The 21,134-nt window shown below is 66.3% G+C and carries 23 protein-coding genes; 11 read left to right on the top strand and 12 right to left on the bottom strand.

What is annotated here, in order from left to right; all coding sequences use genetic code 11:
- Window positions 1–7: 7 nt before the first annotated feature.
- Together IB278_RS25165 and IB278_RS25160 are read right to left on the bottom strand one after the other, a co-directional pair.
- Window positions 8–1,144, bottom strand: a complete 1,137-nt coding sequence (locus IB278_RS25165; protein WP_192326271.1) for a thiolase family protein — start codon at window positions 1,142–1,144, stop codon at window positions 8–10.
- Between the two features lies 1 nt (window position 1,145).
- The gene (locus IB278_RS25160) at window positions 1,146–1,505 is read right to left on the bottom strand and encodes a Zn-ribbon domain-containing OB-fold protein (protein WP_192326269.1); all 360 of its coding nucleotides are present in this window, start codon (window positions 1,503–1,505) and stop codon (window positions 1,146–1,148) included.
- Window positions 1,506–1,692: 187 nt separating this feature from the next.
- Between IB278_RS25160 and IB278_RS25155 the strand changes: the two genes are divergently transcribed.
- Window positions 1,693–2,838, top strand: coding sequence for a PrpF domain-containing protein (locus IB278_RS25155; RefSeq protein ID WP_192326267.1), 1,146 nt, complete (start codon window positions 1,693–1,695; stop codon window positions 2,836–2,838).
- A 26-nt stretch (window positions 2,839–2,864) separates the two neighbouring features.
- The gene (locus IB278_RS25150) at window positions 2,865–3,644 is read left to right on the top strand and encodes an SDR family oxidoreductase (RefSeq protein WP_192326265.1); all 780 of its coding nucleotides are present in this window, start codon (window positions 2,865–2,867) and stop codon (window positions 3,642–3,644) included.
- A 55-nt stretch (window positions 3,645–3,699) separates the two neighbouring features.
- Here IB278_RS25150 and IB278_RS25145 read toward each other — a convergent pair whose 3' ends face one another.
- Window positions 3,700–4,671 carry a helix-turn-helix transcriptional regulator gene (locus IB278_RS25145; RefSeq protein ID WP_318646710.1) on the bottom strand — a complete coding sequence of 324 codons (972 nt, stop codon included), beginning with the start codon at window positions 4,669–4,671 and terminating at the stop codon, window positions 3,700–3,702.
- Window positions 4,672–4,825: 154 nt separating this feature from the next.
- On the opposite strand from IB278_RS25145, the gene IB278_RS25140 reads away from it, so the two are divergent.
- The 6 genes from IB278_RS25140 to IB278_RS25115 all read left to right on the top strand — a co-directional run bounded on the left by IB278_RS25140 (window position 4,826) and on the right by IB278_RS25115 (window position 10,770).
- Entirely contained in the window at window positions 4,826–5,134 is a 309-nt protein-coding gene (locus tag IB278_RS25140; RefSeq protein ID WP_192326263.1) for a hypothetical protein, read from the top strand.
- Window positions 5,131–7,149 (top strand): FUSC family protein, encoded by a 2,019-nt coding sequence (locus IB278_RS25135; protein ID WP_192326261.1) that lies wholly within the window; start codon window positions 5,131–5,133, stop codon window positions 7,147–7,149. The genes IB278_RS25140 and IB278_RS25135 overlap by 4 nt, the downstream gene beginning before the upstream one ends.
- The gene (locus IB278_RS25130) at window positions 7,146–7,358 is read left to right on the top strand and encodes a DUF1656 domain-containing protein (RefSeq protein WP_192326259.1); all 213 of its coding nucleotides are present in this window, start codon (window positions 7,146–7,148) and stop codon (window positions 7,356–7,358) included. Before IB278_RS25135 ends, IB278_RS25130 begins: the two co-directional genes overlap by 4 nt.
- Before the next feature lie 20 nt (window positions 7,359–7,378).
- Window positions 7,379–8,341 (top strand): HlyD family secretion protein, encoded by a 963-nt coding sequence (locus IB278_RS25125; protein WP_192326257.1) that lies wholly within the window; start codon window positions 7,379–7,381, stop codon window positions 8,339–8,341.
- The gene (locus IB278_RS25120; protein ID WP_192326255.1) at window positions 8,338–9,798 is read left to right on the top strand and encodes an efflux transporter outer membrane subunit; all 1,461 of its coding nucleotides are present in this window, start codon (window positions 8,338–8,340) and stop codon (window positions 9,796–9,798) included. The genes IB278_RS25125 and IB278_RS25120 overlap by 4 nt, the downstream gene beginning before the upstream one ends.
- 66 nt (window positions 9,799–9,864) lie before the next feature.
- Window positions 9,865–10,770 (top strand): LysR family transcriptional regulator, encoded by a 906-nt coding sequence (locus tag IB278_RS25115; RefSeq protein WP_192326253.1) that lies wholly within the window; start codon window positions 9,865–9,867, stop codon window positions 10,768–10,770.
- Window positions 10,771–11,286: 516 nt separating this feature from the next.
- Here IB278_RS25115 and IB278_RS25110 read toward each other — a convergent pair.
- On the bottom strand, window positions 11,287–12,201 hold the full coding sequence (locus IB278_RS25110; RefSeq protein WP_192326251.1) for a LysR family transcriptional regulator: 915 nt from the start codon (window positions 12,199–12,201) through the stop codon (window positions 11,287–11,289).
- 97 nt (window positions 12,202–12,298) lie between these two features.
- On the opposite strand from IB278_RS25110, the gene IB278_RS25105 reads away from it, so the two are divergent.
- Window positions 12,299–13,414: an alpha/beta fold hydrolase gene (locus IB278_RS25105; RefSeq protein WP_192326249.1), complete on the top strand. Its 1,116-nt coding sequence runs from the start codon at window positions 12,299–12,301 to the stop codon at window positions 13,412–13,414.
- Window positions 13,415–13,466: 52 nt separating this feature from the next.
- Window positions 13,467–14,033 (top strand): flavin reductase family protein, encoded by a 567-nt coding sequence (locus tag IB278_RS25100; protein ID WP_192326247.1) that lies wholly within the window; start codon window positions 13,467–13,469, stop codon window positions 14,031–14,033.
- Window positions 14,034–14,131: 98 nt separating this feature from the next.
- Here IB278_RS25100 and IB278_RS25095 read toward each other — a convergent pair whose 3' ends face one another.
- The 6 genes from IB278_RS25095 to IB278_RS25070 all read right to left on the bottom strand — a co-directional run bounded on the left by IB278_RS25095 (window position 14,132) and on the right by IB278_RS25070 (window position 18,990).
- Window positions 14,132–15,154, bottom strand: coding sequence for a zinc-dependent alcohol dehydrogenase family protein (locus IB278_RS25095; RefSeq protein WP_192326245.1), 1,023 nt, complete (start codon window positions 15,152–15,154; stop codon window positions 14,132–14,134).
- Window positions 15,151–15,729, bottom strand: a complete 579-nt coding sequence (locus IB278_RS25090) for an amino acid synthesis family protein (protein ID WP_192326243.1) — start codon at window positions 15,727–15,729, stop codon at window positions 15,151–15,153. Before IB278_RS25090 ends, IB278_RS25095 begins: the two co-directional genes overlap by 4 nt.
- Before the next feature lie 10 nt (window positions 15,730–15,739).
- Window positions 15,740–16,711: a tripartite tricarboxylate transporter substrate binding protein gene (locus IB278_RS25085; RefSeq protein WP_225613156.1), complete on the bottom strand. Its 972-nt coding sequence runs from the start codon at window positions 16,709–16,711 to the stop codon at window positions 15,740–15,742.
- A 69-nt stretch (window positions 16,712–16,780) separates the two neighbouring features.
- The gene (locus tag IB278_RS25080; protein ID WP_145746310.1) at window positions 16,781–17,644 is read right to left on the bottom strand and encodes a fumarylacetoacetate hydrolase family protein; all 864 of its coding nucleotides are present in this window, start codon (window positions 17,642–17,644) and stop codon (window positions 16,781–16,783) included.
- Between the two features lie 44 nt (window positions 17,645–17,688).
- Window positions 17,689–18,240 (bottom strand): VOC family protein, encoded by a 552-nt coding sequence (locus IB278_RS25075; RefSeq protein WP_192326241.1) that lies wholly within the window; start codon window positions 18,238–18,240, stop codon window positions 17,689–17,691.
- A 33-nt stretch (window positions 18,241–18,273) separates the two neighbouring features.
- The gene (locus tag IB278_RS25070) at window positions 18,274–18,990 is read right to left on the bottom strand and encodes a GntR family transcriptional regulator (protein ID WP_192326239.1); all 717 of its coding nucleotides are present in this window, start codon (window positions 18,988–18,990) and stop codon (window positions 18,274–18,276) included.
- Between the two features lie 31 nt (window positions 18,991–19,021).
- On the opposite strand from IB278_RS25070, the gene IB278_RS25065 reads away from it, so the two are divergent.
- Complete coding sequence (locus IB278_RS25065; RefSeq protein ID WP_192326237.1) at window positions 19,022–19,606, top strand: NADPH-dependent FMN reductase; 585 nt, start codon at window positions 19,022–19,024, stop codon at window positions 19,604–19,606.
- 16 nt (window positions 19,607–19,622) lie between these two features.
- On the opposite strand, the gene IB278_RS25060 is transcribed toward IB278_RS25065, so the two are convergent.
- Both IB278_RS25060 and IB278_RS25055 read right to left on the bottom strand, forming a co-directional pair.
- Window positions 19,623–20,636, bottom strand: a complete 1,014-nt coding sequence (locus tag IB278_RS25060; protein WP_192326235.1) for a TRAP transporter substrate-binding protein — start codon at window positions 20,634–20,636, stop codon at window positions 19,623–19,625.
- A gap of 35 nt (window positions 20,637–20,671) precedes the next feature.
- The gene (locus tag IB278_RS25055) at window positions 20,672–21,121 is read right to left on the bottom strand and encodes a type II 3-dehydroquinate dehydratase (RefSeq protein WP_192326233.1); all 450 of its coding nucleotides are present in this window, start codon (window positions 21,119–21,121) and stop codon (window positions 20,672–20,674) included.
- Window positions 21,122–21,134 lie beyond the last annotated feature (13 nt).

Raw genomic sequence — 21,134 nt, 5'->3', positions numbered from 1 at the left:
GACCCGATCAGAGCGAAAGAATATGGATGGCGCAGGCGGCGTGATCCACGCCCCAGATACCGCCGCCAGTCACCTGCGTGAGGCCGATGCGCGCCCCCTGCACTTGCCGTGCTCCCGCGCGGCCTTGCAACTGCTCGCAGACTTCCACGATTTGTGCGACACCGGTTGCGCCGGGCGGATGTCCCTTTGCCAGAAGGCCGCCACTCGGATTGACAGGCACCCGCCCGCCCAGGGCGGTCGCACCGCTGTGCAGCAACGCAGCCGCATCGCCGCGATCGCAAAGCCCCAGCGCCTCGTAGTAGAGCAATTCGGAGATAGTGAAGGCGTCGTGCACTTCGAGCAGACTGAGATCCTGCGGTCCCACACCGGCCTGCTCATAGGCCAGCCTGGCGGCACGCGCCGTGATCTCGGCTTCCGTCATATCGACCGGGGTGGTTTCGAACAAGCCGGACTGCACCACGGACGCCAGGACCTGAACCGGCTTTGCGACGCCTCGGGTAGGCTTGGTGCTGAGCACGAGGGCCGCTGCACCGTCGACCACGGCGGGACAGCACTGCAGCAGCGTGAGCGGCTCGGCCACGGGACGGGACGCAAGAATCTCCTCGCGGGTCGCCAGCTTTGCAAACTTGGCGATGGGATTGAGAACACCGTGCTTTCGGTTCTTCACGGAGATATCCGCGAGCGTCTCGAGCTTGAGCCCGTGGTCGTGCACGTATCGCCGAGCGCGCATGGCGTACAAGGCGGGCATGATCATCCCCCGCCTGTTGTTCCAGTCTTGCTGGCTCAGCTGCAGCGGCCCGCCCCCCAGACCGCTCAGATGGTCCATTCCGAACACCAGGACGGTGTCGTACTGACCGACCTTGAGCGCCTGCAATGCAAGATTCAATGCGGTCGCGCCGCTGGAGCAGGCGTTGTCCACGTTGTAGACGGCGCCCCCGTGCGCATGCAGTTCACGCAGTGCACGCTGCCCCGGCAGCATGGCCCCGAGCGCGTTGCCGCAGTAGAACGCCTGGACTTCGGAAAGCCGCGTGCCGGCATCTTCCAGGGCGCCAAGAATGGCCGACTGGACCATGGCCTCTTCGGTGAGCTCCGGAAAGCGGCCGAAGTCGGTGATTCCCACGCCGGTGATCATTGGTTGCTTCATTTCATTGCTCCTGGAAGGCGTAGTCGGGTGTGCCGTCCGGCAACGCGAAGGGCACCACGCGCACGCGGCTTTCGATCGCCGGCGGATTTCCATCGAACAAGAGCCGACCGAAGGCGCGGACGCCCGACTCGAAGTCGACCATCGCCAGTGCGTAGGCGGGCTTGTCCTTGCCGGGATGGACCACCGTGAAGCTGTAGAGGGACCCGGTCGGGCCGAGCTCGATCTCCTCGATCGGCTGGTCGTGGTGAATGAATTCGATCGGCGGAAACTGGGGGGGCTGCCCGCCTGCGTGTGTGGCCACAAGCACCATGCCGCCGAGGGTGTCACGGATGTGGGAATCCGTGCGTTTGATGATCTTCAAAGGTGTCTCCTGTTCCGGTGGCGGTGGCCACGACAACAGGAAGTGTGGGGACCCAGGGCCGCCCCGTCATTGGATTTGTGCTGCGCATTCTTTAGCCTTCCTAAAGCGTGCAAAGCGTGTAGTTCTGCTAAAGCCAGAGCAGCCGAACTGCAAGGACGCGCGCCCTGCGCACGCGCATACTGAACGAATGAAAGAACAAATCAGCGTTCCGGTCACCTTGATGCGCGGCGGCACAAGCAAGGCTGTTTTTCTCGCGCAGCGTGACGTGCCGTCCGATCCACAAGCGCTGCAGCGATTCCTTCTGGCTCTGTTCGGCAGCCCGGACGTGCGCCAGATCGACGGGCTTGGAGGCGCCGACATCCTCACCAGCAAATGCGCAATCATCGGGCCGCCCTCGCGACCTGACGCAGACATCGACTACACCTTTGTGCAGATCGGCATCGATCAGCCGAGCGTGAGCTTCGAGATCGTCTGCGGCAACATTTCATCGGCCACCGGGGTCTACGCGCTGCAGGAGCGCCTCATCCCCGTTCAGGAGCCCGCCACCACCGTGCGAGTGCACAACACCAACACCGGCAAGATTCTGCGCATGGTGGTGCAATGTGCCCACGGCGAGCCGCGCGTGGAAGGCGACACCGAAGTGGATGGGGTGCCCGCCAAGGGCGCCGAGGTCGCGTTGGACTACTCCGGCACCAGCGGTGCCACCACGGGCAGGTTGCTGCCCACCGGGCAGGCACGTGATTCGGTCTACGTCTCCAAACTCGGCCGCGAGATACCCGTCTCGATCGTCGATGTGGGAACGGCGTGTGTCTTCATCCGTGCCGCGGATCTGGGCGTTACCGGCACGGAGCTTCCCGGTCAGCTCGGCTCCGATATCTACGAAATGGCCGAGGAAGTCAGGCAGTGGGCCGCCGATCGTTGCAGCCTGCCAGCGTCAGGAACCCTCACGCCCTACCAGATCCTCATCAGCGAAGCGCAGGACTACCGAACCATCGGCGGCGATCGAATCGTCAAGTCGTCGGAGGTCGACTTTGTTGCGCGCATGGTTCTCAATGGCGGCGCGATGCACAAGGCTTTTCCAGGCGGGGGCTCGGTCTGCCTTTCCGTGGCAGCACAGATCGCAGGGACGATTCCGGCTGAGGCGCGAGGCAGTCATGCCGGCCCGACGCGCATCCGCATCGGCCATCCGAGTGGTGTGATCGGAATTTTTGCGAGCGTGGCTCGCACTGCCGACGACGAGTGGACGGTCCGAGAAGTGCACTTCACTCGAACCGCTCGGCGGCTGTTTGACGGAGCCGCCTACGTGAGGCGAGCCCTCCTCGAGGTTGGTTGATCTCACCGAACTGCCGAGACATTGCAATGATGACGCAAGATCTTTTTTCTCTGCGAGGCCGCACGGCTCTCGTCACGGGTGGCTCACGAGGTATTGGTCGCATGATCGCCGAGGGATTCCTGGCGCAAGGTGCACGCGTCTACATCAGCGCGCGCAAAGCCGCGGCATGCGATCTGACGGCTTCGGAACTGTCGAAGAACGGCCATTGCGTCTCGCTGCCCTACGACGTCTCCACGGTCACCGGCTGCCAGGCCCTGGCCGCTGCCTTCGCGCAGCATGAAACCAGCCTGGACATCCTGGTCAACAACGCCGGCGCTGCCTGGGGAGAGGACTTTGATGATTTCCCCGAAAGCGGCTGGGACAAGGTGGTCAATCTCAACATGAAGACACCCTTCTTCTTGACGAAGGCGCTGTCCGGGCCGCTGCGCGCCGCGGCCAAGGGGCGTGTGGGGAAGATCATCAACATCGCCTCCACGGATGGCATCGCGCTCAATCCTCAGGAGAATTACTCCTACGTCGCCAGCAAGGCGGGCTTGATCCACCTGACCCGGCGGATGGCGCTGCGCCTGGCGCAGGACAACATCGCGGTCAGCGCCATTGCACCCGGTGCATTTCCATCCGAGATGAACCGCAACGCACGCGACCGCGGCGACGAACTGTCCGAACACATACCCGCCAGACGCATCGGCACTTCAGAGGACATCGCAGGCGCGGCGATCTTCCTGGCGTCGCGTGCGGGTGACTACGTGATGGGCGCTACCCTGGCGGTGGACGGTGGTGTGACCCACGCCCGGGCCTACAGGTGAGTGTGTCCATGGGATGGCCGCTGGTGTCCGTGACGCGCTGACCTGAAATCACGTGTCATCCACCGACCCGAAAGCGGTCGTTGATGTAGGTAGCGGGTGGCTTTCCAAAAGCCTTCTTGAACATCGTATTGAAGGCAGAGGGCGACTCATAGCCCAGGTCATAGGCGACTTGCTGGACGGTCGCGCCACCGGACAGCTCGCGAAGCGCCACGATCATCTGCAGCTGGCGCCGCCAGCGGCCAAAGCTCAGGCCCGTCAACGAGGTGCACAGTCGATTCAACGTTCGATCGCTCATGCCCAGCTCGCTTGCCCAGTTCGTCTGGGTCCTGCGATCGGAGGGATCGCGCATCATCGCCGTTGAGATCTTTCTAAGCCTTGCATCCTCGGGCATCGGCAGGAACATTTCTTCCGTGGGCATCGCGCAAAGCTGGTCAAGCAGCACCTGCGCCAGTCGATCGGTCGGCCCGCCGGCTTCATACAAAGGCGGCAATCCTGCGAGGTACTGGATCATCTCGCTGAGCATCGGGCTGATGCGCAAGGTGCAGCAACGATCAGGCAAGGGGGCAGCGCCAGGTTCCACGAAGAGGTAGAAAATCAGCGCGTTCGCCGTTCCTCGGTTGCTGTGCGGCGTGCCGCCCGGAATCCACACGCCAGCCTGGGGCGGAACCATCCACAGGGCACCGGGCACCTCGCAGGAGACGGCACCGCGCAGTGCGATCACGAGCTGGCCGGACCGGTGCTCGTGCACAGGAATCTCTCGCTCGCGCGCTGCCACGTCCACACGCAGTGCCATCACGGGTACTGACGGCTCATAGTCCAGACCTGGTTCGCTGAATTCTGCACTTCGCATATTGAAAAGGTTGGTGTTGCTCCCGCCATCGCGGCTTGTTCCTGCATTGGAATCGGTGCTCGGCTCGAAACGGGTGAGATCGGCGTATGGGCCAAGCGGCCATTGTTCCAGTTGCTGAATCGAAGGCACACAGCCGCCACGCTGCAGCGCCTGTACCCCGGCCGTGGTGAAGGGCAAGGTCCGCCCACCCCAAGCCCAACCAGAACGGATCGCGTTGGTGCAGGCTCCTCATCGTTGCCAGGGCGCGCCCGCCTCAGCGATGACTGAAAAGAGAAGTCATTCGTCCAACTTTGCAATTCTCGGCTCGAGTGCCGGTCACTAGCATCGTTGCATGAAAATGATTCGCAACAAGAATGAAATGGTTTCGGCCCTGCCACTGCTCATTCTTCTCATCGGCCTGGTGCTCATTGGCGCGGTGAGCCGGTCATGCTGTACCGCAGAACGCGCCCCGCCGGAATCGATCTCGCTGCGCTTCCGCACGCCGCTGTGTCCAACGATTCCGGCGCAAGAACTGGCACAGCTGGCTGGCCCCGCCCATCAATGGCTTCGCGCTTTTGCCAGCATCACCCTCGGCGGTTTGCGCTTGCGCTCGCGTTTCCCATGGAAGCGTGCTCGCGCGATTTCTCGGGGTGCAGCATGATCGCGCTGCCGCGTTTCTCTCGGCAGGAGTTGCTCTTTTCTCTCAAGAGCTTCGTCGCCGCCATGCTTGCGCTTTACCTGTCGAGCCGCTTCGGGCTACCCCGGCCCTTCTGGGCCATGATGACCGCTTACATCGTGGCCCACCCTGTGGCCAGCCATGTGCGCTCCAAGGCGCTCTATCGCTTTCTGGGCACCTTGCTGGGGTGCGCAGCGACCGTGGTGCTCGTCCCTTCGCTGTCCGGGTCCCCGGAACTCCTGTCGCTGGCCTTGGCGCTGTGGGTGGGACTGTGCCTATATCTTTCGCTGCTGGACCGAAGCGCGCGCTCTTACGTCTTCATGCTGGCTGGCTACTCAGCCGCTTTGATCGGCTTTCCTCTGGTAGAAGCGCCCGCGGCGATGTTCGACACGGCCGTCGCACGGGTCACTGAAATCGGGCTGGGCATCCTGTGTGCCAGCGTGGTCCACAGCATCGCGCTTCCTGCCGGTCTGGCCCCGTCCCTGCTGGGCGTGATGGATCGCGCACTTGGCGATGCGCGGCAATGGCTCACCGACCTGTTGCGCGAGGCACCGGCCGAAGCCAAGAACGCTCGAATTGCAGCGGACCGCCAGCGCTTGGCCCTGGACATCACACAACTGCGTCTGCTGTCCACGCATGTGCCCTTTGACACCACCCTGCGCTGGAGCGGGGGCGCCATCGGCGCCTTGCAAGACCGTATCGCCGCCCTGACCCCGGAGCTCTCGGCGGTGGAGGATTGCCTGCAAGTGCTATGCACCGCCACAGGCGGTGTGCCGGATGACATCGGCTCGACCTTCGCGCAGCATTCGGGCTGGCTGGCCCCGAGCGCGACGAACGCGGGAGTGGACGAAGCGCGCGCCGCCTTTCGCGCCATCGCGGACGGTCCGGCCGCTTCGCCGTGGGTCCGCGCGCTGCGGATCGATCTGGCAACCCGCCTGGAGGACCTGGTCGCGCACTGGGATGCCTGCACCACGTTGCGCAACGATATCGACGCTGGTATTGCCGGGAACCCGGTGCCGTTGCAGCGCACCGCGGCCCTGGGTCGCAGGGTGCTTCACCTGGACAGAGGGCTCGCGCTGCGGTCGGCGATCACTGCGGTGTTGGGCACCTGCCTCTCGTGCGCACTCTGGATTGCGACGGGCTGGCCCTCGGGATCCGCCATGGCCATGGGCGCTGCAGTCTTTTGCAGCTTCTTCGCCACCATGGACGATCCAGTGCCTGCCATGCACAAGTTCATCACGGCGCTGTTGTGGTCGTTGCCCGTGTCGGCTTTCTATGTCCTGGGGGTCATGCCGCTGGCACATGACTTTGGCATGCTGGTGCTGTGCATCGCGCCTGTGTTCTTGGTGGTCGGGTGCTACATGGCACGACCGGCCAGTTCCTTGTCGGCCCTTGGCATGTTCTTCGGCGTCGCCGGAACGCTCGCCCTTCAAGATACGGCCACCGCCGATTGGGTGAGCTTCATCAGTTCCAACCTGGCCTTGTTCGTGGGTGCGGTGATCGCGGCCCGCGTCACCGCTCTCATGCGCAGCGTGGGGCGTGACTGGACGGCCAAGCGCATACGCCGTGCGACATGGCACGACCTCGCCGATCTGGCCGCCCCTCCGCAGGACGCATCCGCCCGAGACGCCTTTGCCTCACGCATGCTCGACAGGATCGCGCTGTTGGCGCCGCGCGTCGCTCCTGACGGTCCCGAAGCAGTCCAGATCGCAGCACACCGCGCGCTCCGCGAACTGCGCATGGGGGCAGACATCGCTGCGCTGCAGCGGCATCGCGAGCGCCTTCCGGGAGAACCGGTCAGCCGCCTCTTCAGGGAATTGGCGCTCGTCTTCCGCGCCCAGGTGGCAGGAGCGCCACCGCGTCATGCGTCGCTGCTGCCGCATATCGATCGGCTGTTGCTTGACGCCCTGATGACGGGCGCCGAGCGGCCTGCCGTCGCGGCACTTGTGGGCCTTCGACGCAACCTCTTTCCAACCGCTCCCGCCGCGCTCCAACCATGATCGAAGTCAACCTTCTTGGCGTGCAGTTGCCCTGGCTTTTGCTGCTGGCAGCCGGCGCGCTGCCGTGCTCCTGGGCAACGCGCCGCCTGCTGGCCATCGTCGGTGCCTACCGATGGATCTGGCACCCCGCCCTGTTTGACGTTGCGCTGTACGTCCTGCTGCTCTGCGCCTTGGCTTCTCTCACCGGCGCAACCACCGCCTCGTCTTGAAACCCGGCCCGCTTCAATCCATGAAATCTGACGCCCTCCCCTTGCCCATCTGGACTTCCCGTCTTGCCCGTTCCGTCGTTCGTCTGTTGGTCACCGTGCTGGTGGTGGCCGCAGCCGGCTGGGCGGGCTGGCGCTTATGGGACCACTATGAACTCGCCCCGTGGACACGCAACGGACGCGTGCGGGCCAATGTCGTGCAAGTCGCCCCTGACGTGTCCGGCATGGTCGCGAATGTGGCGGTGCACGACAACCAGTCCGTTGCCGCTGGTGCCTTGCTGTTCTCGGTGGACAAGGCCCGCTTCGAGCTGGCGCTGGAACAGGCCCGGGCCGCCGTCGCGACACAGCGCATCGCGATCAGCAACCAGCGCATCACACTCGCTCAGGCGCAGCGCGAGAGCCAGCGCAATTCCGACCTGGGCGACTTGATCTCGCTGGAAGCTCGCGAGCAGTCGCACCTGAAGGTAGACCAGGCCAAAGGCGCACTTCAAGCGGCCGAAGCGGCGTTGCGGCAGGCGCAGGTCGCGTTGAATACCTCGACGTTGAACCTGGAACGCACCCAGGTGCGCGCACCCACCGCTGGGCTCGTGACCAATCTCGACCTGCGCCAGGGCGCCTATGCGAGCGCCGGCCACCCGGTGATGGCGTTGGTTGACGCGGGTTCCATCTATGTCGAAGGCTACTTCGAGGAAAACAAGCTGGCTCGGATTCGTCGGGGCGACCGCGTACGAGTCACGCCCATGGGCGCCGCGGCGCTCGAGGGCACCGTCGAAAGCATCGCGGCCGGAATCGCAGACCGTGACCGCAGCACCAGCGCCAACCTGCTTCCCAGCGTCAATCCCACGTTCAACTGGGTGCGGCTTGCACAGCGCGTTCCCGTGCGCGTGAAACTCGATCAGTCGTCCTCAGGCGCGCGTTTGGTGGCAGGCCAGACGGTCACCGTTGAAATCCTCGAGACTGCCCGGACTTCGGAAAACCGCGGATGAACGCCATGTCCCGACTCCTGGCCGCCGCCACGGCGGCAAGCGCACTGCTCACCGGTTGTGCCCACCCAACCGTGGGACCGGACTACGTGCCCCCTGTCCCCCTGTCTTTCGCGCAGTCCGCCTCCGCGGGCACCTTCCGATCTGCCGGTGGCGATGCGGCGGACACGACTCTGCCGCCGCACTGGTGGAGGCTCTATGACGACCGGCAACTGGACGCGTTGGTCACCAAGGCGCTGGAACACAGCACCGACCTGCGGCAGGCCGTGGCCAACCTGGAACGCGACCAGGCGCTGGCGGCCGAGGTGCACGGAAACGAGAGGCCGACCCTGACAGCCAGCGGGGGGCCCGGCTTTGGGCACGCGTCGGGCTTGAGCCTGCTGCAGCGCGACGACGAGCCGCCCAGCCGCGGCACATACAGCGCGGGTGTCTCCTTGTCGTATCAACTGGACCTGTTCGGTCAACTGCGCCGCGCCATCGAAGCCGCCGAGGCCGGTACCGGCGCTGCCCAGGCGGCGTTGGATCTTGTACGTGTGCGCGTGGCCGGCGGCGTGGCACATGCCTATGCGCAAGCATGTTCAAGCGGCTATCGCTTGCGCGCCACGCAGGAGTCGGTTCGTCTGCAGGAGGAGGCGATCCGGCTCTCCGAGCGGCTCCAGCAAGCGGGCAAGGTGGGGGAAATCGACATTGCACGTGCGCAAGGCCAATTGGAACAACTGCGTGCCGCGCTGCCGCCGCTTCGGGCCCAGCGCCAAGGTGCGTTGTACCGGTTGGCAACACTGACCGGCGCAGCACCTCGCGACTTCCCTGCGGCAGTGGCCGCGTGCGAGCAGCCGCCGCGCCTCGCGGGGCTGCTTCCGGTCGGAGACGGCGCGGCCCTTTTGCGCCGGCGGCCCGACGTTCGCCAGGCCGAGCGCAGCCTGGCCGTCGCCACAGCCCGCATCGGCATAGCCACAGCCGACCTCTACCCCAAAGTGTCGCTGGGCCTCTCGGCCAGCTCGGCGGGCTTCTTGGCAAGATTTGGAAACCGGGAAACGCTCAGCTACAGCCTGGGCCCGCTGATCAACTGGACGCTACCCAACACCGGGGTCGCCCGCGCTCGCATCGCGCAGGCCGAGGCGGCCACCCGGGTTGCGGCTGCCCGCTTCGACGGGACCGTACTGACGGCACTGCGCGAGGTGGAAACGGCGCTCGATGTCTATGCCCACGAGATGGAACGTCATGCTGCGCTCCTGGCCGCGCGGGATCAAAGTGCCATCGTCGCCCGGCAGGCGCGCACCCTCTATGTCAACGGCAAGAGCGGTCAGCTTGAAGCATTGGATGCAGAGCGCACCCTGGCAGCCAGTGACGCCGCTCTGGCAACATCCGCGGCCCTGTTGGCAGAGGATCAAGTCGCCGTATTCATGGCGCTGGGGGGTGGCTGGGAAGCCGATGAGCTGCTCGCGAATGCCATGCACTAGCGCACGCCTGAGCGTTTCTCGAGGGAAATATGAGGCGAGCGGGAATTCCACTGCGCAAGTGCGAGCATGGACGGGCTTAATCTTTTGAAGACCTTTCTGGAGGTCGCCAACGTCGGCAGCTTCTCGCGCGCAGCGGGCAAGCTGGGAATCTCCAAGGCCAGCGCAAGCAAGCATGTCGCGACGCTTGAGGCGCGCTTCAACATACGGCTCATGAACCGCTCAACGCGGTCGGTGACATTGACCGATGCTGGAAGGCTGCTCCAGCTTCGCAGCGCGCCACTGATGGAGATGGTCGAGTCGACGCACAGCGAATTGCAGGCGCATGGCTCACGCCCAAGCGGGCGTCTGCGCGTCGCCGGGCTTCACGGGCTCGTGCAAACCGACTTCCCGGGCCTGCTGAGCGAATTCCTCACGCTCTACCCAGATGTCCACATCGACCTGCAGATTGGCAATCGCGTCATCGATCTCGTGGAGGAAGGCGTCGACATTGCCCTGAAGTTCGGGCGCATCGGGGACGAGAACTTGATCGTGCGTCGCCTCCAACGCGTGGAACTCACGCTCTGCGCCACGCCTGGTTATTGGGCCAGGCGCGGCATCCCTCAAATGCCCGACGACATGCGATGGCATGACGTGCTCACCTACTCGCTGTCAGCAGGTGCCCCCCATATTCCGTTCGAAGTCGGTGGGGAGCCATACAACCTCCCGATCTGCGGACGCATGGATGCAAACGACTCAGGCACGCTTGTCGCCGCGGCACTGGCCGGCATCGGCGCGGTGTGTGTGCCGGCATTGCTGGCTCGGCCGTACACAGAACGCGGCAGCCTGGTCCCAGTGCTCAAGGAATTCATGCCCAGTGACATCTGGCTCTACGCAGCGTACACGCAGCGCCGGCACAACAGCGCAGCCTTACGGGCACTACTGAAATTGCTTGAAGCGCGTATGGGAGGTGGCGCACTCGACCATCCAATCTAGAAGCTGAGGACTGAGACACATCCATACGAGCGCCCGTCGCGTATCGCTCAACCTTTCCGAAGCAACCATGCCGTGGAAGTACAACGCCACGGCACGCTCCGCAGGCTGCGGTGCCACCTGCGCATGCGTCTCAAGCCATCGACACCGTGTTGCGCAGAATACGCTGCAAGATCCTGCTGAACTCAGCAGGGAGTGAAATCTCTGACCACGAGACTCTATCAAGCGAAACCATTTTGGAGTCCACGGAGATATTGAGCATCGAATGTCTGGTCATGGGCGAATTGATGGCTGGCCGGCAGTGGCAGCCAACCTGGGCGTGGTGTTCGGCTCGGCGCTGGGAGGCGCTGGCTGTTCGCGGGGCTGCCCGTGGTGTTCGTGGCCTTGGCGATCCGGCTGCCCGGCAGGATGGGCCGCGCGTGCATCGACGCTGTGCCGGAGAAGGCCTGAGCCGGAGACGGGGCTCGATCGTCACGGCGGCGGACATCTCGGGACCGAGCAGCCCACTTTCCGCTGGGTTCACGCGTCGGCCGCATCCGCGCCGCCGGGCATCTCGCACCGCATGGCCACCGCCACGAACGCATCGACCAGCGGCGTGCGCCTCGCGAAGGCCAGCGCGAGCTGGTAGCCCACCGGCGTTCCCCTGCCGGCGAGCGGGCGAAACGCCACACCTGCGCGCCCCGCGGCCGCCAGCGGCGGCGCGACCAGTGCCACGCCGGCGCCGCCGGCCACCAGCCCCGCGATGGTCTCCATCTGGATGGCTTCCTGCGCCACGCGCGGCACGAACCCGGCGCTTCGGCAGGCCGTCACGATGCGCTCGTGCAGGCCCGGTCCCGCACTTCTCGGAAAAAGGATCCACGGCTCCTGCGCCAGGTCCGACAATTCGACCGCGGCCTGCACGGCCAGCGGATGCCCATCGGGTAGCGCCGCGACCAGCGCCTCTTCGCGCAGCGGGACCAGTTCCAGATCGCCTGCCCCGGCACAAGGCAGCACGACCAGGCCGATGTCGGCTTGCCCGTCCTGCAGCGCCGCCAGCTGCTCGGCGGTGGTCGCCTCGCGCAGCACGAGATCGACCTCGCCATGCGCCTGCGAGAACGCGCGCAGGATCGCAGGCAGCACGCCGTGCGCCGCGCTCGCCACGAAACTGATGCGCAGCGAGCCAACCAGCCCGCCCGCTGCGCGCCGCGTCAGCTGCAGCGCGCGTTCCGCCTGGCGCAAGGTGCGCCGGGCTTCTTCGAGCAGCACCTGCCCCGAAGGCGTGAGCCGCTCGACGCGGTTGCTCCGCTCGAGAAGCACCGTTCCCAGTTCTTCCTCCATGTGGCGGATCGCCGCGGTCAGCGGCGGCTGCGCCATGTGCAGGCGCTCGGCCGCCTTGCGAAAGCTCAGTTCCTCCGCGACAGCGACGAACTGCCGCAATTGGCGCAGGTCAATCATGCGATACGTCCGGTGGATCACTCGTTCACGAAGATGGTATTGGAAATATCGCGCGGGTAGCGGGAACATGGCCACTGTTCATCGCAAGGAGAGCTGAATGCAGTTTCGCAACCCTGTTCTCGCAGCCGCCCAGCTGGCGGCGGCCGTGTTGCTCAGTGCCGCCACCGCGGCCGATGCCGCGGGCCCGGCACCGGCGCGCAATGACTTCCGTGTCGAAACCCTCGACGGGCAGACCCTTCGTGTGCGCGAAATCTTCACCGCAAAAAAGGAAGAGCGCTCGGGCGCGCAGCCACTGGTCCTCATCCACGGCGCCCGAGTGCCAGGCATCGCATCCTTCGATCTCGACGTGCCCCACGGCTCGCTGGCCGCGGACCTGGCGTCGGCGCTGGGCACGGCCGTGTATGTCATGGATGCGCGAGGCTATGGCGGCTCCGGCCGGCCCGCCGCCATGGAGCGGCCGCCCGGCGAAAGCCGTCCGCTGTCGCGCGCGAACGAGGTGGTACGCGACATCGATGCCGTGGTGCGCGAGGTCTCGCGCCGCCATGCGAACGCGCAGGTGAACCTGCTCGGCTGGGCCACGGGCGGCATGTGGGCCGCCTATTACGCATCGCTCTGGCCCGAGCGGGTCGGGCGCCTGGTCACGCTCAATGCGCTGTACGGCGGTGCCTCCACGCATCCCACGCTCGGACCGGGCTCGCCCAACGCGGACCCGGCGCACCCCGAGCGCCTGCGGCCAGCCATGGGCGGCTATGCGCGGTACGACGCCGCCTCGCTGCTGCCTTCGTGGGACCGCTCGATTCCGTCGGACGACAAGGCCGCCTGGCGCGCCCCCGAGATCGCCAGGGCCTACGCCGACGCCGCATTGCGCAGCGATCCCCAGTCCGGCCGCCACACCCCGCCCGCCTTCCGCGCGCCGCTCGGCGCGATCGAGGACAGCTTCTACCAGGCCGGTGGGCGGCGCCTGTTCGACGCCTCCTTCATCACGGCGCCGGTGCTGGTGGTCCGCTCGGAGCGGGACTTCTGGAGCCGTCCGGAAGACGCCGAGGCCTTCGCGCGCGATGCCGTCCGCGCCGCGAGCGTGCGCATCGCCACGATCCCCGGAGCCACGCACTATGTGCATCTGGACCGGCCCGAGCGCGGCCGCGAGCGGTTGATCGGCGAGCTCGCGGGCTTTCTCCGCGGCGCGGGCGCCACGGCTTCGAGCGGAGGCTGATGTTTCGCGTTACCGTTCGCATTTCCGAATGCGACGACGACGCGGTATCGCGATGACGAAAAAGAAGCTCTTCACCAAGGCGGACTTCCCCGTCTCCCAGGTGCGCCGGTTCCTGGAGCCGGGCCCGGTCGTGCTCCTGTCTTCCCGCTGGCAAGGGAAGAACAACATCATGACCCTGGGCTGGCACACGGTGATCGAGTTCACGCCCTCGCTGGTCGGCTGCGTGATCGCGCGCGCGAACCACAGCTTCGAAATGATCCGCCGCAGCGGCGAGTGCGTGATCAACCTTCCCGCGCGGCCGCTCACCGACGAAGTCGTGCGCATCGGCAACAGCTCGGGCGCCGAGATCGACAAGTTCGCGGCCTTCGGCCTCACGGCAGTCGATGGCGAGCGCGTGGAGGCTCCGCTCATCGGCGAATGCCACGCGAGCTTCGAATGCCGCGTTCACGACCGCAGCCTGGTCGGCAAGTACGACTTCTTCATCCTCGAGGTGGTGAAGGCCCACGCCGCCGATTCACCCCGGCATCCGAAGACGATCCACTACACCGGCGAGGGCGTTTTTCTCGAATCGGGAAAGGCGTTCAGCCGGCGATCCTTGTTCAGGAACGCGCTGCTTTGAATCGCCGCGTACTGCATCGCGCCAACGGCGCGCCCATGTGTCCTGCGACAAGGTGCGGATCTTCTTCTGCCCGCTGCGCCCGGCGGATTCTCGCGCTGCTAGTCACGAGGCGAGCCGGCGGGCAGCAGCACGATCTTGCCGACCGCGCTTCCGCTGTCGAGCAACTCGTGCGCGTGACGCGAATCCGCGAGCGCAAAGCAGGTGGCCGGTGGCGCCTGTACGCGTCCCTCGGCCATGAGCGCGATGGCCGCCTCCATGAAGCCGCGCCGCTGCGCCGCGTCGGCATCGATGGCGTGAATCGAGAACGTACGCACGGCCAGGCTCCGGCCCAGCAGCCGCCGAAGCTCCTCGAACACATCGCCGGTCGGCGGACCGTTGACGATGTTGTAGGAGACCGCCATGCCGAATGGCGCGAGGGCCCGCAGGCAGGCGATGAAGAGATCGCCGCCGAGGTGATCGAAGGCCAGGTCCACGCCGCGCCCATCGGTGAGCTGCATGACCTTCTCGGTCAGGCCCCGCGGTTCGCTCTCGATCACCTCGTGCGCGCCGTTGGCCTGTGCGAATTCCCGCTTCTGCGGCGTGGAGGCGGTGCCGATCACGCGCAGGCCGCGGTCCCGGGCCACCTGCACCAGCGCCGTGGCCACGCCGCCGGCCGCGCCGGGAATCAGGACCGATCGGGCGGGCAGGTTGCCATTGCTCGACAGCATGGCCAGCGCGAGCTGGAAGTTGCCCAGGCTCACGGCGTCCTCGAAGCGGATCGCGTCGGGGAGCACGAAAGGCGCGGCTTCGGGCACGCAGATGGCTTCGGCATAGCAGCCGCCGCGCTGCGCGAGCTCGCGCGCGCTCACGAACACGCGCTGGCCGACCCGCAGCGCGGTGACGCCGGGGCCGACGGCATCGACGACGCCGGCCATCTCGTTGCCGGGAATCGCCGGCATCGGCGGCATCCACTTATAGGTGCCGTTGCGGATCAGCACGTCGGGGCCGCCGGCGCCGATGGCCATGGCCTTGACGCGCACTTCGCCGGCCTGCGGCTGCGGCAGCGGCAGCTCCACGAGCTGCAGAACCTCGGGGCCGCCGGGTGCCTGGAGCTGGACGGCCTTGATGGTGGCGCTCATCATCGCTGCCCGTCGTGCACGGACACGTTTTCCTTGGTGAGCCCCCCCAGGCGCGCATGCACCCGCCCTGCCGTGCCCATCACCAGCGCGAACAGGATCTCGTTGGGGCGCGGCGCATCCTGGATGCCGATCTCCATCGTGTTGTAGTGGCTGCGCACATACGCGGCATGGATGTAGTGCAGCGGCACCATCAGCCGGTAGCCGGTGGCCGCCACTGCCTTGGCCGAGGGCACGATCGCCTTCGGCTCGCCGAGCACCTCGCGCATGGCCCAGCCGCCGGCTTCGTGCCAGACGGCACCGTGCTCCAGTTCGCCGTTCACGCCAATGATCGCGGCCTTGCTGTAGACCTCGACCTTGTCGCGCCCGAGCGTCTCGACCAGCTCGGTAGCCAGCAGCGTGCCGAGTGCGCGCAGCTCGGCCATGAAAGGCAGCAGGTCCGGCTCGTAGCGGCCTGCGTAGGGGTTGTGGATGACCGCGCAGGCAGCCGCCAGCCTGAGCGGCGTGGCGGCCGGCGGACCGCCCTCGTGGTAGATGGTTTCGATGCAAAGGCTGCGCTTGCGGATGTCGATCAAAGACATGGAGGGGTCCTCATTGCTTGGGGATGTGTGCATCGTTCACCACGGCGGTCCACCGCTTGAGTTCGGTGGCCACCATCGCGGTCATTTCCTCGGGCGTGCTGCCGCGCACTTCGCCGCCCATCTCTTCGAGCCGCGCACGCACGGCCGGCGCCTGCAGGGCCTTGAGCGTTTCGGCACGCAGGCGGTCGACGACCGGGCGCGGCGTGCCCGCGGGCGCCATGAAGCCGGCCCAGGAGCGTACGTCGTAGCCGGGCACGCCCTGCTCGGCCACGGTCGGCAGCTCGGGCATCTGGCTCCAGCGCTGCGCGCCGGTGGTGGCCAGCGCACGGAGCTTGCCGGCCTTGATGTTGGCGAGCACGGCCGTGGGCGGCGCGATGATCATCGGCACCTCGCCGCCGAGCAGCGCCGCCACCGAGGCCGCATCGCCGCGGTAGGGAATGTGCAGCAGCTCGACGTTCGCGCTCTTCACCAGCAGCTCGCCCGCAAGATGATGCGTGGAGCCGATGCCGGCCGAGCCGTACGATACGCCCCGTGCATCGGCACGCGCCGCGGCAAGCATCTCGGCGAGTCCGCGATAGGGCGAATCGGCCCGCACCACCAGGAGGAACGGAAAGTAGGTGATCGTCGAAACCATCTGGAAGTCCGCCACCGTCTGGTAGCTGAGCTTGTTGTAGAGCGCGCCGGCCACCGCATGGCCACCCGTGGCCAGCAGCAGCGTGTATCCGTCGGGCTTGGCACGCGCCACTGTGCCCGAGGCAATGGTGCCGCCCGCGCCGGTCTGGGCCTCGACCACGAAGGGCTGGCCCAGCCCCTTGGACATCTCGGTGCTGACCACGCGCGCGATGGTGTCGGCGTTGCCGCCGGCCGCAAAGCCCTGGTAGATCTTGATGGGCTTGTCCGGAAAGCCCTGGGCCAGGCCGTGGAAGGGTGCCGCGCAGGCCAGGGCCAGGCCTGCGGCAACGAGCGATCGTCTGTGCCACATGGTTCTTGTCTCCAATGTTGTGGAATGAAGGCCGCGGCTTGTGCCGCCGCGGTCCGGGTCCGAGAGGCCTCAGTCCTGCTGGACGATGGGATTGCGCAGCACGCCGATGCCTTCGATCTCGACTTCGCACACGTCGCCCGGCTTCATGAAGCGCGGCGGCTTCTTGCTCCAGCCCACGCCGGCCGGCGTGCCGGTGGCGATCACGTCGCCGGGCACGAGCGTGAAGATGGTCGACGCGTAGCTGATGAGCTTCGGAATGCTGAAGATCATGTGGCCCGTGTGGCTGCTCTGCACCACTTCGCCGTTGAGCCGGGTCTCGAGTTTCAACGCACGGCCGGGCGCGATCTCGTCGGCCGTCACCATCCAGGGGCCGAAGCCGCCGGTCGACTCGAAGTTCTTGCCCGAAGCGATCTGCTTGGCATGGAACTGCCACTCGCGCACGCTGCCGTCGTTGTAGCAGGCGTAGCCCGCCACATGGTCGAAGGCGTCGGCCTCGGCGATGTTGCGCCCGCCCTTGCCGATGATGACGGCGAGCTCGCCTTCCCAGTCGAGCGATTCGGACACGTGCGGCCGCACGATCGGCTGGTTGTGCGCACATTGCGAACGCCACACGCGCAGGAAGATCGGCGGCTGCTCGGAGAGTTCGCGCTGCATGCCGGCCGCCAGCACCTCCTGGTGGTGGTCCATGTAGTTGCGCACCGCGCACACGATCTTCTCGGGCTTGGGGATCGGTGGAAGAAAGGTGATGTCGGCCAGCCTGGCCGCGATCGGCAGTCCTTCGACATGCTGCGCCGCCTGCAGGTACTCGCCCGATGCGATGTAGTCGACCAGGCCTGCATGCTGCGGGCGCGCCTTGCCGAGATCGACCACGCCGTCGCCGACGACGGCGCCCCAGGTTTCGCGGCCTTGATGGACAAATGACAAAAGCTTCATGGGAACTCCGGTTGAAATGTGCGGGTGGGTGAAAGGCGCGTGCGTCAGGGCGCGGCCGGCGAACGCGACTCGAACTGCGCCTGCCACTGCGCGAGCGGCATGAAGCTCGGGTCCTTGCGGCAGGCCTCCTCGGTCTCGCGCATGAGCGTTTCGTCGTCCTTCGACAGGTCCAGCGGATCGCCATGCGGCTGCGCGATGTAGAACGGCGTGTCGACGTAGATCTCCACCGTGTTGCCCTCCGGATCGAGCATGTAGACCGAGAGCGCATTGCCGTGGTTGAGGCCGCGGATATTGGTGGCACCGCGCGCCTCGGCGCGCGCCGAGATGTCGCGCAGGTGCTGGATGCTCGGCACCACGAACGAGATCTGCATCACGGTGCTGAACGTCGCCTCCGGCGGCCGGCCCGAGGCCAGCACCAGCTGGTGGTGCTGGTCCGGGCTGGCGCTCGTGAACACCAGCTGGTTCCTGAAGGTGCGGCCCACGCCGCGGTCGGTGACCGTGAGGTCGAAGGTCTCGGTATAAAAAGCCACCATCCGCTCCAGGTCGGTGACGAAGATGCCGAAATGCGAAGGCGTGGGTCGTGCGACCTCGAGCATGCTGTCTGTCTCCGGTGACGGGGCCTTGCACCCCTAGGATTGCGCGGCCTGGGCCGCCTTGAGTGCGGCGACCACGTTGCGCTGTGTGCTCAGGATGTGTTCCTCGAGCAGCGCGCAGGCCGTGTCCGCATCGCGGCGCAAGGCGGCGTCCATGATCTTCCTGTGCTCGTTCGACTTGCGGCGCGCGGTCTTCCGGTGGCGCGCGGAAAACCGCCGGTAGCGCTCGGCCTGGTCGAACAGGCTCGCGCCCCAGACGCGCTGGCGCAGCGAGGGGCAGGCGGCCAGCAGCGAGAGATGGAAGGCGCGGTGCAGCTGCGACCAGTCGTTGTCCAGAATGACCGGGCCGTCGCTCAGGCGCGACTCGACCTTCTCGAGCCGGTGGAACGCCGCCAGGATGTCGGCCTCCCAGGCGTCGTCGCCGTGGGCAATGGCCTCGCGCAGCGCGGGCACATCGAGCATCACGCGCATGCGCGTGATGTCGGCCAGATCCTCTTCGGAGATCGGCGCCACACGGAAGCCGCGGCGCTCGTCGGCGCGAACGAGCCCTTCCTGCGCCAGGCGGCTCAGCGCCTCGCGCAGCGGGCTGCTCGAATAACCGTAGGCGGCCTGCAGTTCGTCGAGCTTGAGCTTGGCGCCGGCTTCGAAGGTGCCGGCCAGGACGTCCTGCCGCAAACGGGCGAAGGCCTGCTCGGCCAGCGGCGGCTCATTGGCGATGACTTCAGGCTTGTGCATGGCGTTGATTTTATGCATAAACTTGGAATTTTGGAAACAAGGGATCACCATGACACGCAGCACCCCCATCGCTGGCATCCGCCTGCTAGGCATTTCCGGGAGCATCCGGCGCGACTCTCACTGCACCGCGGTGCTGCGCAGCCTGCAGCCGTTGCTGCCTGCGTCGGCAGCCATCGAGCTCTTTGCGCTGAACGATATTCCGCTCTACAACGCCGACCTGGACGGCGATGCGCCGCCCCCGGCCGTGGCACGGCTCAAGGCTGCGATTGCAGAGGCTGACGGCGTGGTGCTGTGCTCGCCGGAATACAACTACGGCATGCCCGGGGTGCTGAAGAATGCGATTGATTGGGCATCGCGGCCCGGCTTCGCCTCGCCGCTCAAGGGCAAGCCCGTGCTGATCGCGACCGCATCGCCGGGCACCGCAGGCGGCGTGCGCGCGCAGGCGCAGATCCGCGACGCCCTGGCCGCCACGCTGGCGCGGCCCGTGGTGCGGCAGCACGTCGCCATTGCGAACGTCGCCACGCGCATCCACGACGGCCGGCTGGATGACGAATCCACACTCGACTTCCTGCGAGTGGCGCTCGCCGATCTGCTTCAGGAGATTGAATTGCTGGACGGCGCCGCGTCCCGCTAGACGGACTGCCTCGGAGCTACCTGCGCACCTTGTCGATCTCCGACATCAGCTCCTTGACCGTGGCCTCGCCCACCGATGCGGAATATTTGTCGATCACCGGCTTCACCTTGGCGCGCAGTTTCGCCATTTCTTCCGGCGGCAGTTCCGAGACGGTCATGCCGGCTTTCCTGAGCGCCTCGAGCGCGCTGTCTGCGGCGCTGCGCGAGGCCGCGCGCTGGAACACGGTCGAATCCTTGGCGGCCTCGGTGAGGATCTGCCGCTCGTCAGCGCTCATGCCGTCCCAGGTCTTCTTGCTGACCAGGAGCGCCTGCGGGTTGTAGACGTGCCGCGTCTGGGTGATGTACTTCTGTACCTCGGCAAACTTGGAGGCAAGGATGGTGGTGTTCGGGTTCTCCTGACCGTCGACCGCCTTCTGGTCGAGCGCCGGATAGAGCTCGGGGAACGGCAGCGGCGTGGGGTTGGCGCCCAGCGCGCTGAACAGGTCGACGTAGATCGGCGATTGAATGACGCGGATCTTCAGCCCCGCGATGTCGTCCGCCTTCTCGATGGGCCGCTTGCTGTTGGTGAGATTGCGAAAGCCCAGGTCCCAGTAGCCAAGCCCGTGCAGGCCCTTGTCATCGAGCCTGGCCATCAGCTTCTGGCCGAAGGGCCCGTCGGTGACCGCATCGGCCTCCTTGCCGCTGTTGAAGAGGAACGGAAAGTCGAAGACCGCGAACTCCTTGACCTGCGCCGAAAGGATGCCGGCGTTGAGCACCGTGAGCTCGACCGTTCCGCCCTGCAGCGCCGACACGGTCTGCAGGTCGCCGCCGAGCGTGCCGCCTGCAAACAGCTTGACCGTGATCTTGCCGCCGGACTTGGCCGCGACGATGTCGGCGAACTTCTGCGCGCCCTGCGCCTGCGGATGGCCGGTCTGGTTCTGGAACGCGAACTTGAGCGTGCGTTCCTTGACCTGCGCACCGGCACCGGCCGCCGCCAGTGCGGCGAATGCCGCGACGGCCACCGCCAGCCATTTCCGCTTCGAGCTTTTCATGGGAGTCTCCTTCGTGTGTTCCGCCGGGGCTCTCTTCAGGCACCGGCCGGTTGCCTTTCCTGCATCTCGACCAGCGCGCGCAGCGCGGCCAGGTACGACTGCGGCCCCAGGCCCTGGATCGTGCCCTTGACGGCCGGCGAGATGATCGAGTGCGCACGCCAGGCCTCGCGCGCCGCAATGTTCGACATGTGCACCTCGATGGTCGGAAACGGCATGGCCTTGATCGCGTCATGCAGCGGAACGCCGTGTTGCGTGAGGCCGGCCGGATTGACCAGCGCACCCTGCGCATCATCGATGTGCGCGTGCAGGAAGTCCACCAGCACGCCTTCGTGGTTCGACTGGATCGTCTCCAGCGTGACGCCGAGCTCGTCCGCGAGCTTGTGCAGCATGGCGTCGATCTCTGCCAGCGTGGTGGTGCCGTAGATGTGGGGTTCGCGGCGGCCGAACAGGTTGAGGTTGGGACCGTGCAGGACGAGGATCTTCATTGCGTGGCTTCTT

The sequence above is a fragment of the Variovorax sp. VRV01 genome, from assembly GCF_014852545.1.
Taxonomy (GTDB): domain Bacteria; phylum Pseudomonadota; class Gammaproteobacteria; order Burkholderiales; family Burkholderiaceae_C; genus Variovorax; species Variovorax beijingensis_A.
Note: the sequence above shows the minus strand (reverse complement) of the source record. Positions and strands in the feature narration are given on the sequence as shown.